Origin of the sequence: Paraburkholderia sp. BR10872, assembly GCF_040965835.1 — a bacterium.
GTDB classification, from domain to species: domain Bacteria; phylum Pseudomonadota; class Gammaproteobacteria; order Burkholderiales; family Burkholderiaceae; genus Paraburkholderia; species Paraburkholderia nodosa_A.
Window position 1 is genome coordinate 31,103 of sequence record NZ_JBFRCN010000022.1, and the last position, 13,159, is coordinate 44,261.

Consider the following 13,159-nt stretch of genomic DNA (forward strand, 5'->3'; position numbering starts at 1 on the left):
CTTGCGCACCTTCCCCGGCCATCCGGGCGCGATTGCCGCGCGCAGCGGCGTTGCGCCGCCGTGCGCGCTGTGACGGCGTCATGACCCAAGTCACATAACCCCCATCTTGCGGGGGAAATACTTTCCTGCGGCAAGCGGTGCTATCTTCGGAACTGGATGGCGATCTACGTGCGCGAGGCCGGTGTTGGCGCGCCCCTCTCGTAACGCGCGCCTGATCCGCAATGTCCCCGGGTTCACCATGACAACGCAAACCATCCGCTTCCTCCACCGAGGCGCCGTGCACGAAGTGCGCGACCTGCCTCCCACGCGCACGGTGCTTCAGCATCTGCGCGAGGATCTGCATGCCTGCGGCACCAAGGAAGGCTGCGCGGAGGGCGACTGCGGCGCGTGCACGGTCGTCGTGGGTGAACTCGACAGCGAAGGTCATCTCGCGCTCAAGTCCGTCAACGCCTGCATCCAGTTCCTGCCGACCCTCGACGGCCGCGCGCTCTATACCGTCGAAGACCTGCGCCAGCCGGACGGCGCACTGCACCCGGTCCAGCAGGCGATGGTCGATTGCCACGGCTCGCAGTGCGGCTTCTGCACGCCGGGCTTCGTCATGTCCATGTGGGCGCTTTACGAGAACCAGCCCATCGGTGCGGGCCTGCCGACCCGCGAGGAGATCAACGAGGCGCTCTCGGGCAACCTCTGCCGCTGCACCGGCTACCGGCCGATCATCGAAGCGTCGCTGCGCATGTTCGACGAGACCTGCCATGCACGCGTGGCGCTCGATCGCGCTCGCGTCGAAGCGCAGCTGCGCGCGCTGCAGCGCACCGGCACCTTCGAATATCGCGGCCCCGACGTGCGAGGCGCCGCGCACGGTGAAAGCACGTTCTACGCGCCGCGCACGCTCGCCGACTTCGCGGCGCTGCGTGCCGCGCATCCTGACGCGCGGGTGCTCGCGGGCAGCACCGATATCGGCCTGTGGGTCACGAAGCAGTTCCGCGACTTGGGCGACCTCATCTACACCGGCAACGTCGCGGAACTGGCGAGCGTTTCGCGCGACGCGCAGACGCTCACGATCGGCGCGGCCGTCTCGCTCGAAGCTGCCTACGCCGCGCTCGCCATCGATTACCCCGAACTCGCGGAACTGTGGGCGCGCTTCGCCTCGCTGCCGATTCGCAATGCGGGCACGCTCGGCGGCAACGTCGCGAACGGCTCGCCGATCGGCGACTCCATGCCCGCGCTGCTCGCGCTCGATGCCACGCTCGTGCTGCGCCGCGCGGCGCACGTGCGCACGCTGCCGCTCGCGGCCTTCTACACGGGCTACCAGCAGAACGCGCTCGAAGCGGGCGAATTCGTCGAAGCGGTCCGCGTGCCGCGCCCCGCGCCGACACTGCGCTTTCGCACCTACAAGGTCTCGAAGCGCTACGACCAGGATATCTCGGCGGTGTGCGCCGCGTTCGCACTCGACGTGCGCGAGGACGGCACACTCGCGAGCGCACGTATCGCCTACGGCGGCATGGCCGCGATCCCGCAGCGCGCCGCGCTTGCCGAAGCCGCGCTAACCGGCGCACGCTGGGACGAAACCAGTGCGCAGCGCGCGATGGATGCGCTCGCCACCGACTATCAGCCCCTCACTGACATGCGCGCGAGCGGTGCCTATCGCCTGAAGGTCGCGCGCAATCTGCTGTGGCGCTGCTGGCTCGAAACGCGCGACGAGGCCCCGCTCGCGCTTTGCGACGTCAACGCGTTCGCTTTCGCCGAAGGCGACGACGATGACCAGGGCACTGCAGCCGCGGGAGTCACGCCATGAACGATCAGGCCGAAGCGCTCGTCATGCGCCCGCAGCAAGGCGATGAGCACGCCCACGAGCGCGCGCTCGGCGCACCGCTGCCGCACGAATCCGCCGATGCGCACGTGAGCGGCGAGGCGCGCTACACCGACGACATCCCCGAACTGCACGGCACCGTGCACGCGGCGCTCGGCCTCGCGCGCCATGCGCACGCACGCATCGTCGCGCTGGATCTCGACCGTGTGCGCTCGTCGCCGGGCGTGCTTGCGGTGCTCACTGCCGCCGACATCCCCGGCGAGAACGACTGCGGCCCGGTCGTGCACGACGATCCCGTGCTCGCGAGCGACACCGTCCAATATCTCGGACAGCCCGTGTTCGCGGTGATCGCCACGAGCCACGAGCTCGCACGCCGCGCTGCAGCGCTCGCCGCCAGCGAAGACGTCGTGCGCTACGCGCCGCTCGAACCCGTTCTCAGCATCGAAGAGGCGCGCACGCGCCAGCATTACGTGCTGCCGCCGCTGCGTCTCGTGCGCGGCGCACCCGATGCCGCGCTCGCCGCGGCGCCGCATCGCCTCGCGGGCACGTTTGCCGTGGGCGGCCAGGAGCAGTTCTATCTCGAAGGCCAGGTGGCCTATGCGCTCCCGCAGGAGCAGACAGGCATGCTCGTCTACAGCTCGACACAGCACCCGAGCGAAATGCAGCAGGTCGTCGCGCATCTGCTCGGCTGGCCCGCGCATCGCGTGAGTTGCGAATGCCGGCGCATGGGCGGCGGCTTCGGCGGCAAGGAATCGCAGTCGGCGCTGTTCGCGTGCGTCGCCGCGCTCGCGGCGCACAAGCTGCAGCGGCCCGTGAAACTGCGCGCGGATCGCGACGACGACTTCATGATCACGGGCAAGCGCCACGACGCGCTCTACACGTACGAGGCGGGCTACGACGACGAAGGACGGCTGCTCGGCGCGCGCGTCGAGATCGCGCTGCGCGCGGGCTATTCGGCCGATCTTTCGGGCGCGGTCGCCACGCGCGCGGTATGCCACTTCGACAACGCCTACTTTCTTTCGGATGTCGAAATCGTCGCGCTCTGCTGCAAGACGAACACGCAGTCGAACACTGCGTTTCGCGGCTTCGGCGGCCCGCAAGGCGCGCTCGTGATGGAGGTGATGCTCGACGAGATCGCGCGCGCACTGGGCCGCGATCCGCTCGATGTGCGGCGCGCGAACTATTACGGCATCGGCGAGCGTGATGTCACGCCGTACGGCCAGCGCGTGGAGGACAACGTGCTCGCGCCGCTGACCGACGAACTGCTCGCGTCGAGCCGCTATCACGAGCGCCGCGCGGCCATCGCCGCGTACAACCGCACGAGCCCCGTGCTCAAGCGCGGCATCGCGCTTACACCCGTCAAGTTCGGCATCTCGTTCAACGTGCCGCATCTGAACCAGGCGGGCGCGCTCGTGCATGTGTACCGCGACGGCTCGGTGCTCGTGAACCACGGCGGCACGGAAATGGGCCAGGGGCTCAACACCAAGGTCGCGCAGGTCGTGGCGGGCACGCTCGGCTTGCCGCTCGCACGCGTGCGCGTGAGCGCCGCCGATACCTCGAAGGTCGCCAATACGTCGGCGACGGCCGCCTCCACGGGCAGCGATCTCAACGGCAAGGCCGCCGAAGACGCCGCGCTCACGATCCGCACGCGCCTCGCGGCCTTCGCGGCGGCGCAATACGGCGGCTCGCCCGAAGACGTCGCGTTCGAAGATGTCCAGGTGCGAGCGAACGGTAAGGCGATTGCGTTTGGCGAATTCGTCGAACTCGCCTACATGAAGCGTGTGCAACTGTGGTCCGATGGCTTCTACGCCACGCCCAAAGTGCATTGGGATGCACGTACGCTGACCGGCCATCCGTTCTATTACTTCGCCTATGGCGCAGCGGTGTCCGAAGTGGTCGTCGATACGCTCACGGGCGAATGGAAGCTCGTACGCGCCGACGTGCTGCACGACGCGGGCCAGTCGATCAATCCGGCCATCGATCTAGGCCAGGTGGAAGGCGGCTTCATCCAGGGCATGGGCTGGCTCACCACCGAGGAGCTTTGGTGGAACCGCGACGGGCGGCTCATGACGCATGCCCCGTCCACCTACAAGATTCCAGCGGTGAGCGACACGCCAGAGGCATTCGACGTGAGGCTCTATCGCAGCGGCGGCAACGACAACGTGGAACCGACGGTGTTCCGCTCGAAGGCCGTAGGCGAACCGCCCCTGCTGCTGCCATTCTCGGTATTTCTCGCGATTCGCGAGGCCGTGGGCGCGGCGGTGCCCGAGGCGCGCGAGGCCGCGCCGCTGCGTGCGCCCGCGACGCCTGAAGCGATTCTCGATGCGTTGGACGCGCTGCGGGAAAACCACCGCAAAATGAACTGACCGCGCGAACCGGCCAGCGCTTCGCACACTCCAACCGCGAAGCGCCGCCCGCGCGAGGCCACGAAGATTAACCGGCGGCACAGGCAAGAACGTGCCGCCCCGTAGGGAGAAGCGCCAGATGCAAACCTGGCTTTCCGATCTGCAGCAACTGCTCGCGCACGGCGACGCCGCCGTGCTGGTCACCGTTGCGCGCGTCGAGGGATCGGCGCCGCGCGAGGCCGGCACGAAGATGATCGTCACGCGCGAAGCGGCCCGCCACACCATCGGCGGCGGCCACCTCGAATGGAAGGCCATCGAAATCGCGCGCCAGGTGCTGCGCGACGGCATGCGCACGCCGCACGCGCGACGCCTCGAGCGTCTCGCGCTCGGGCCGAGCCTCGGCCAGTGCTGCGGCGGCGCCGTGGTGCTCGCGTTCGAGCGCCTCGACGTGGCCGACCTCGGCTGGCTCGCCACGCTCGCGCGCCGCCTCGCGGCAGGCGCGTCGACCGTGCGTAGCGTATCATTTCGCTCCTCGCGGAACGGGAGCCCGGAGGGCGAAGGCACCGCGGCCGATCCGGCCATGCTGTCCGAGCCGGAACCGGGCGTGGAAGCGCCCGACTGCCTGCTTTGGGAAACGGGCGGCGCGCTGCTCCTGACCGAAACCATCGCGCCGAACGACTTTCCCGTCGTGCTGTTCGGCGCGGGCCATGTGGGCGCGGCCCTCGTGCGTGTGCTCGGCACGCTGCCCTGCCGCGTGCTGTGGGTCGATGAGCGCGACGCGGCGTTTCCGACGCCCGAGGCGTTCGCGCTGCTGAACGCGCCCAACGTGGCGATCGACGCCAACGACGCGCCCGACGAAGCCGTCGACACGGCCCCGCCCGGCACGAGCTTCATCGTGATGACGCACGATCATTCGCGCGACCTCGATCTCGCCGAGCGCATCCTGCGCCGCGGCGACTTCGTGTTCTTCGGCATGATCGGCTCGCACACGAAGCGCAAGCAGTTCGAGCACCGGCTCGCCGCGCGCGGCATCGATCCCATGCAGATCGCGCGCATGCACTGCCCGCTCGGCGTGGACGGTATCGTCGACAAGTCGCCCGAAGTCATCGCCGTGTCGGCCGCCGCGCAACTGCTGCAGGCGATCGAAGCGGCGAAGCGGGCGAGCGCGGCGCATGCCCCCGCCACCCATTCCGCGTGATGTCAAACACTGAAGAACCCATAAGCGAATCGAACCTAACATGACGATCACGACCACCGCCAACACCGCCGCCAACGCAAAGGCGCTCGTCGAAAAGGCCGCCAATGCGCCGAAGGCCGAGCTGCACATCCATATCGAAGGCTCGCTCGAACCCGAGCTGATCTTCGCGCTCGCGCAGCGCAACAACGTGAAGCTCGCCTACGACTCGATCGACGCGCTGCGCGCCGCCTACGCGTTCACCGACCTGCAGTCGTTCCTCGACATCTACTACGCGGGCGCGAGCGTGCTGCTCTCGGAGCAGGACTTCTACGACATGACGATGGCGTACTGCGAGCGCGCGCTCGCCGACAACGTCGTGCACACCGAAATTTTCTTCGATCCGCAAACGCACACCGAACGCGGCGTGCCGATCGAAACCGTGGTCGCGGGCATCGACCGTGCGCTTGGCGACGCCGAAAAGCGCGGCCTCACGAGCAAGCTGATCCTGTGCTTCCTGCGCCACCTGAGCGAAGCCGATGCGCTCGCCACCTTTGAAGCCGCGCGCCCGCTGTTCGAGCGCTATGCGCGCCTGATCGGCGTGGGCCTCGACTCGTCGGAGCGCGGTCATCCGCCTTCGAAATTCGAGCGCGTGTTCGAGAAGGCGCGGGCGTTGGGGCTAAAGCTCGTCGCGCACGCAGGCGAGGAAGGCCCGCCCTCCTATATTTACGAAGCGCTCGACCTGCTCAAGGTCGACCGCGTCGATCACGGCGTGCGCAGCATCGAAGACGCGGCGCTCGTCACGCGTCTGGCCGACACGCGTGTGGCGCTCACGGTGTGCCCGCTCTCGAACACCAAGCTGTGCGTGTTCGACGACATGACGCAGCACACGCTCAAGGCCCTGCTCGACAAGGGCGTCGCAGTGACCGTCAATTCCGACGATCCCGCCTACTTCGGCGGCTACGTCAACGAGAACTACCGCGCCATCATCGAAGCGCTCGAGCTCGACGACGACGAGGTGTACACGATCCTGCGCAACGGCTTCGAGGCGTCGTTCGTCACGCCCGAAGAGCGCGCCGCGCTGATCGCGAAGCTCGACGCGAACTGGCGTCGCGCAACGGCTTAAGCGTCGACTCAGGCGCAAACTGAAAAGCGGACTCGTCCGCACAGCAAGCCCCAGCCCGGGCTGTCACACGAATCCGGTCCAGCGCGCGAGCGCCGGACCGTGGGCCCTCGCGCGTGCCCTTCTGGCATGGGACCAGAGTAAGCGCTGAAGCGCCAACTCTGGTCGACACGTTTTCAGGAGCGGCACGCGCCATGCGGGCATGCATTGGACGAATACCTGAATTTTTCGGAGACGAAGTTCCCATGACTCAATCGGCTTACCGCGCGAAACTGTTGACGTTCACAGGCGACCCTGCGCAATCGTCCGACGCCGCTGTCTTTGACGAGGACGGCGTCGTGATCGTCGAAGACGGCCACGTGGTCGCCTCGGGCGCGTGGTCCGCGCTCAAGTCGCGCGTCGATGAAAACGCGACGGTCCACAATCTGCGCGACAAGCTGATCGTGCCGGGCTTCATCGACACGCACATCCACTACCCGCAGACGGACATGATCGCCTCGCCCGCGCCGGGTCTGCTGCCGTGGCTGAACACATACACGTTCCCGACCGAGCGCGGCTTCGAAAACGAAGCGGTGGCGCAGGACACGGCGCGCTTTTTCGTCGACGAGCTGCTCGCCTGCGGCACGACTACGGCGCTCGTGTACTGCACCGTCCACAAGCAGTCCGCCGACGCGCTCTTTACCGCGAGCGAAGCGAAGAACCTGCGCATGGTCGCGGGCAAGGTGCTGATGGACCGCCATTGCCCCGAGTTCCTGCGCGACACGCCGCAAACGGGCTACGACGACAGCGCCGAGCTGATCGGGCGCTGGCACAACCGCGGGCGCCAGATGTATGCGCTTACGCCGCGCTTCGCGCCCACTTCGACCGAAGCGCAGCTCGAAGCGTGCGGCGCGCTCGCGAAGGCGCATGGCGATATCTTCATCCAGAGCCACGTGGCCGAAAACCCGGACGAGGTGAAGTGGGTCAAGGAACTGTTCCCGGGCCATCGCAGCTACCTCGACGTGTACGATCACTACGGACTCCTGCGCAAGCGGGCCGTGTATGGCCACTGCATCTGGCTCGACGATGAAGACCGCCGCCGCATGGCGCATACGGGTACCGTCGCCGCGCACTGCCCGACCTCGAACCTGTTCCTCGGCAGCGGTCTGTTCGACTTCGACAAGGCGGGCGAATCGTCGATGCCCGTCACGCTCGCCACCGACGTGGGCGGCGGCACCTCGTTCTCCATGCTGCAAACCATGAACGAGGCGCACAAGGTCGCGCGCATGGGCGGCCACCACCTCACGGCCACGCGCATGTTCTGGCTCGCGACCGCGGGCGCGGCGCAGGCGCTCGATCTCGCCGACAAGATCGGCACGCTCGCGCCCGGCAGCGAAGCGGACTTCGTCGTGCTCGATGCGCAGGCCACGCCGCTGCTCGCGCGGCGCACGGCGCGCGCCGAATCGCACGAGGAGTTGCTGTTCGCGCTCGCCCTGCTCGGCGACGACCGCGCCGTGTTCGAGACCTACGCGGCAGGCAAGCGCGTGCACAGCCGCGACGGCGCGCGGCGCTGAAGGCCCCGCCCGGCGCGGGTTACAGGAAAAAGCGTCAGACTGCAATCCGCGCCTGGGCGCCGGATACGAGGCCCGGCGCGTCGCTTACTGGGCGGGCACGACGATACGTGCCTATTTCGCCGGCGCGTTCCCCGTCGCGGCCGCCCCGCCCTGCCCCGCACCCGCCGGGGCCGCGGCTGTCTCGTTCGGAGCGCCGCCGTTCTTGCCGACCGGGATCTTGACCTCCGTGACCGTGCCATTGGCCAGCGGGAAATTCCCCAGCGCGCTCTGCACGAGAAAAGGCATCACGCGCACGAGCGAGGGATCGTCGCCCGAGGTGCGCGCCTGCACGTTATAGACCTCCTTGCCGCTCGCCTTTTCCGTGATGCGAATGCCTAGCGCATGCGAATACACGGGATAGCTCTGGTTGACGTAGGCGGGCTGATACGGTCCCCACGCGCCCCACGGGTTCCACGGCCCCCAGTACGGGCCCGGCCAGGGGTTGTAGAACACGGGCTGCGCGACCGTCACCGTGTCGGTGCGGCTGCCGTAGGCGAGGCCCACCAGATAGCGCGCCTGCGGCTCGGGCACGAGGCGGAACGCGTGCATGGCGAGCCCGTTGGCCACGAACTGCTCGTAGGTGCTCTGCTCGATGCTCTGGTTCTGCTCGGGGCTGCGTTTGAACGCGAAGGTGCGCGTGGCGTCGCTGCCGCCGTCCCATGCGGAGAAGGCGGTCACCTGGCTCGTCACGTACGTCGTGCAGCCGGAGAGCGTGAGAGCGAGCGCCGCCAGCATCAGGAGGGCGCGGCGGGTCCATCTGTCGTGCATCATGGTCTTCTCATAGCAGTGTTGCTTCAGTTGGAAAAGTGCAGTCGTGGGGGCCGCTCTCTCCGATACGATCGTTGCGCCGCGCTTATTCCGTATCCGCTCCGTGCGCATTGCGCGCCGGTCGTGTCTTGTTTTGCGCTCCGCCAGCCGCGCGGCAGGGCCTGATCATACTGACTCGCGGCCCGGCGCGAAAGTTCGGCGGCCGTGCCCCGACGGACAAAGCGGCCCGAGCCTTTGTACAATGGGGCGATCCGCCGCGCTCCCGCGACGGCAGGCAGCGCCCGCGGGCGCACACGCCGCCGCGGCCGGCCCATTCGATCAACACCGAGCGATCCCCCCCGATCCGACCCGCCCCTATCCAGACCATGTCCGATACCGCCACGCCCACCGTGATCCGCCGCGAAGACTACGCGCCGCCCGCGTTTCTGATCGATACCGTCGACCTCGAATTCGACCTCGTGCCCGAGCGCACGATCGTCAAGAGCACGTTGCGCGTGCGTCGCAATCCCGATGCGCAGCCCACCGCGCATCTCGAACTCATGGGCGAGCAACTCGAATTCATCGGCGCGGCGATCGACGGCAAGCCGTACGCGAATGTGCGCGCACACGAACACGGGCTCACGATCGAGAACGTGCCCGAAACTTTCGAGCTCACGCTCACCGGCGCGTGCGCGCCCGCCGCCAACACCACGCTCTCGGGCCTGTACGTGTCGAGCGGCAACTTCTTCACGCAATGCGAAGCCGAAGGCTTTCGCCGCATCACCTGGTTCCTCGACCGGCCCGACGTGATGGCGACCTACACGGTGACGCTGCGCGCAGACAAGACCGCCTACCCGGTGCTGCTCTCGAACGGCAACCTGATCGCCGAAGGCGAGCTGCCCGACGGCCGTCACTATGCGAAATGGGAAGACCCGTTCCGCAAACCGAGCTATCTGTTCGCGCTCGTGGCGGGCAAGCTCGTGGCGCTGGAAGAGCGCATCCAGAGCGGCTCGGGCAAGGAAAAGCTGCTGCAGGTCTGGGTCGAGCCGCACGATCTCGACAAGACGCGCCACGCCATGGACTCGCTCGTCCACTCGATCCACTGGGACGAGCAGCGCTTTGGCCTCGAGCTCGATCTCGACCGCTTCATGATCGTCGCCGTGAGCGACTTCAACATGGGCGCGATGGAGAACAAGGGGCTCAACATCTTCAACACGAAGTACGTGCTCGCGAATCCGGAAACGGCCACCGATGTCGATTTCGCCAACATCGAGGCCGTGGTCGGCCACGAGTACTTTCACAACTGGACCGGCAACCGCGTGACCTGCCGCGACTGGTTCCAGCTGAGCCTGAAGGAAGGCCTCACGGTGTTCCGCGACCAGGAGTTCTCGGCGGCGATGTCGGGCGGCGACGAGAACGAAGCGGCGCGCGCGACCAAACGCATCGAAGACGTGCGCGTGCTGCGCCAGATGCAGTTCGCCGAAGACGCAGGCCCGATGGCGCATCCAGTGCGCCCCGAGAGCTACGTCGAGATCAACAACTTCTACACGATGACCGTCTACGAAAAAGGCGCGGAAGTCGTGCGGATGTATCAAACGCTGCTCGGCCGCGATGGCTTCCGCAAAGGCATGGACCTGTACTTCCAGCGCCACGACGGCCAGGCCGTGACCTGCGACGACTTCCGCCACGCCATGGCCGACGCCAATGGCCGCGACCTCGCGCAGTTCGAGCGCTGGTACAGCCAGGCGGGCACGCCGCGCGTGAGTGTGAGCACGAGCTATGACGAAGGCACGCGCTGCTACAGCGTGACGCTCACGCAGGGCTACGCCAACGGTTCGCCCGCCGCGCGCGAAACGCAGAGGGGCCCGCTGCACATTCCGTTTGCGATCGGCCTGATCGGCCCGGACGGCGCGGACCTGCCGCTGCGCCTCGAAGGCGAAGCCGCCGCGCACGGCACGACGCGCGTGCTGGAGTTGACCGACACACAGCAGACCTTCACGTTCGCCGATGTGATGGCCAAGCCCCTGCCCTCGCTGCTGCGCAACTTCTCGGCGCCGGTCATCGTCGACTACGACTACGGCAACGACGAACTCGCGTTCCTGCTCGCGCACGACAGCGATGCGTTCAACCGTTGGGAAGCGGGCCAGCGCCTCGCCACGCGCGAACTGCTCGCGCTCGCCGGGCGCGCCGCCGCGGGCCAGCCGCTCGACATCAACGACGCGCTCGTCGATGCCTTCCGCCGCGTGCTGACCGACGAATCGCTCTCGCCGTCGTTCCGCGAGCTTGCGCTCATGCTGCCTTCGGAAACGTATCTCGCCGAGCAGATGACCGAATCCGATCCGGCCGCCGTGCATGCCGCGCGCCAGTTCGTGCGCAAGCAACTGGCAACGGTGCTGCAAGGCGAATGGCTCGCGGCCTATGAGCGCAATGTCACGCCTGGCGCGTACGAGCCGACGCCCGAGGCGGCCGGGCACCGCGGGTTGAAGAACCTCGCGCTCTCGTATCTCCCGGAACTCGACGACTCCGCGCAAGCGGTACGGCTCGCCACGGCGCAGTACGACGCCGCGAACAACATGACCGACCGTTCGGCGGCGCTTTCCGCGCTGTTGAACGTGCAGGCGGCCACGGGCGGCGACGTCGCGCGCCGCGCGCTCGAAGACTTCTACGTGCGCTTCGAGAAGGAACCGCTCGTGATCGACAAGTGGTTCGCGCTGCAAGCCACGCAACGGGGCACTGCGCAACGCCCGACCATCGAAACGGTGCGCGCGCTGATGGGCCACCCGGCGTTCAACATCAAGAACCCGAACCGCGCACGCTCGCTGATCTTCAGCTTCTGCGCGGCGAACCCCGCGCAGTTCCATGCCGCCGACGGATCGGGCTACGCGTTCTGGGCCGACCAGGTGATCGCGCTCGACGCGCTCAATCCGCAGGTCGCGGCGCGCCTCGCCCGCAATCTCGAACTGTGGCGCCGCTTCACGCCCGCACTGCGTGACGCGATGCGAGCGGCGCTGGAGCGCGTCGCCGCCGAAGCCAAATCGCGCGATGTACGCGAGATCGTCGAAAAAGCGCTGGCTTGATCAGACGAAACATAGCGATTGGGCGAACAACGCGCGGCGGCCGGGCAGCGCCGCGCGGCGATACACGAACCGGCCTTCGCGCCGGTTTTTTTGCGCATTTTTTCACGATTATTTTTGGCGGGGTGAAGCGACCCGTCGCCGCGCGAAAAGCCGCTCCAGCAAGCCCAGCGGCGCCCCGGCGCTTTATTTTGCGTGGCTGTGCGGCGGGCGGTCACAGTCGAGCGGGTAGAATTGCGACATCCCTAAGCGTATCCGGAGTACTGCAATGGCTTTGCAACGTCGCACCACCCTCACCAAGTACCTGATCGAGCAGCAGCGCCAGCACAGCAATCTGCCCGCCGACCTGCGTCTTCTGATCGAAGTCGTCGCGCGCGCGTGCAAGGCGATCAGCTTCAACGTCAGCAAGGGCGCGCTCGGTGACGCCCTCGGCACGGCCGGCAGCGAGAACGTCCAGGGCGAAGTGCAGAAGAACCTCGACATCCTCTCGAACGAAATCCTGCTCGACGCCAACGAATGGGGCGGCAACCTCGCCGCGATGGCCTCGGAGGAAATGGAAACGTTCTTCCCGATTCCGGCCAACTATCCGAAGGGCGAATACCTGCTCGTGTTCGATCCGCTCGACGGCTCGTCGAACATCGACGTGAACGTGTCGATCGGCACGATCTTCTCGGTGCTGCGCTGCCCGGACGGCCAGCAGGCAACCGAGGAATCGTTCCTGCAGCCCGGCACGAAGCAGGTCGCCGCAGGCTACGCCGTGTACGGCCCGCAAACGGTGCTCGTGCTCACGACCGGCCACGGCGTGAACTGCTTCACGCTCGACCGTGAACTGGGCTCGTGGGTGCTCACGCAGAGCAACATGCGCATTCCGGAAGAGACGCGCGAATACGCGATCAATGCGTCGAACGCACGCCACTGGTATGAGCCGGTGCAGAAGTACATCGGCGAGCTGAACGCCGGCAAGGACGGCGCGCGCGGCGAGAACTTCAACATGCGCTGGATTGCCTCGATGGTCGCGGACGTGCACCGCATTCTGAACCGCGGCGGCATCTTCATGTACCCGGCCGACAAGCGCGATCCGTCCAAGCCCGGCAAGCTGCGCCTGATGTACGAAGCGAACCCGATGTCGTTCATCGTCGAACAGGCGGGCGGCATGGCGACCAACGGCGAAGAGCGCATTCTCGACATCCAGCCGAAGAGCCTGCATGAGCGCGTTGCCGTGTTCCTCGGCTCGAAGAGCGAGGTCGAGCGCGTCACGCGCTACCACCACGAAGCGAAAAAATGAAAAAAGAGG

General features: G+C 67.2%; 8 protein-coding genes. 7 read left to right on the forward strand and 1 reads right to left on the reverse strand.

The window, feature by feature from the left end; all coding sequences use genetic code 11:
* Positions 1-238 precede the first annotated feature (238 nt).
* From xdhA to guaD, 5 genes are all read left to right on the forward strand, one after another.
* Positions 239-1,795 carry a xanthine dehydrogenase small subunit gene (gene xdhA, locus AB4Y43_RS18555; protein ID WP_368603979.1) on the forward strand — a complete coding sequence of 519 codons (1,557 nt, stop codon included), beginning with the start codon at positions 239-241 and terminating at the stop codon, positions 1,793-1,795.
* Positions 1,792-4,176 (forward strand): xanthine dehydrogenase molybdopterin binding subunit, encoded by a 2,385-nt coding sequence (xdhB, locus tag AB4Y43_RS18560; RefSeq protein ID WP_368728482.1) that lies wholly within the window; start codon positions 1,792-1,794, stop codon positions 4,174-4,176. The genes xdhA and xdhB overlap by 4 nt, the downstream gene beginning before the upstream one ends.
* A 118-nt stretch (positions 4,177-4,294) precedes the next feature.
* Positions 4,295-5,353 carry a xanthine dehydrogenase accessory protein XdhC gene (gene xdhC / locus AB4Y43_RS18565; protein ID WP_069262663.1) on the forward strand — a complete coding sequence of 353 codons (1,059 nt, stop codon included), beginning with the start codon at positions 4,295-4,297 and terminating at the stop codon, positions 5,351-5,353.
* A 40-nt stretch (positions 5,354-5,393) separates the two neighbouring features.
* Positions 5,394-6,455, forward strand: a complete 1,062-nt coding sequence (locus AB4Y43_RS18570) for an adenosine deaminase (RefSeq protein WP_083245121.1) — start codon at positions 5,394-5,396, stop codon at positions 6,453-6,455.
* 242 nt (positions 6,456-6,697) lie between these two features.
* Positions 6,698-8,005 (forward strand): guanine deaminase, encoded by a 1,308-nt coding sequence (guaD, locus tag AB4Y43_RS18575; protein WP_368728483.1) that lies wholly within the window; start codon positions 6,698-6,700, stop codon positions 8,003-8,005.
* A 111-nt stretch (positions 8,006-8,116) separates the two neighbouring features.
* On the opposite strand, the gene AB4Y43_RS18580 is transcribed toward guaD, so the two are convergent.
* Positions 8,117-8,815, reverse strand: a complete 699-nt coding sequence (locus AB4Y43_RS18580; protein WP_321929933.1) for a DUF4136 domain-containing protein — start codon at positions 8,813-8,815, stop codon at positions 8,117-8,119.
* 362 nt (positions 8,816-9,177) lie between these two features.
* Here AB4Y43_RS18580 and pepN point away from each other — a divergent pair, with 362 nt between their 5' ends.
* Together pepN and AB4Y43_RS18590 are read left to right on the forward strand one after the other, a co-directional pair.
* A complete protein-coding gene (gene pepN / locus AB4Y43_RS18585; RefSeq protein WP_368728484.1) occupies positions 9,178-11,868 on the forward strand; it encodes an aminopeptidase N in 2,691 nt (896 codons plus the stop codon).
* A 265-nt stretch (positions 11,869-12,133) separates the two neighbouring features.
* Positions 12,134-13,150, forward strand: coding sequence for a class 1 fructose-bisphosphatase (locus AB4Y43_RS18590; RefSeq protein ID WP_368603982.1), 1,017 nt, complete (start codon positions 12,134-12,136; stop codon positions 13,148-13,150).
* The last annotated feature ends 9 nt before the right edge of the window (positions 13,151-13,159 follow it).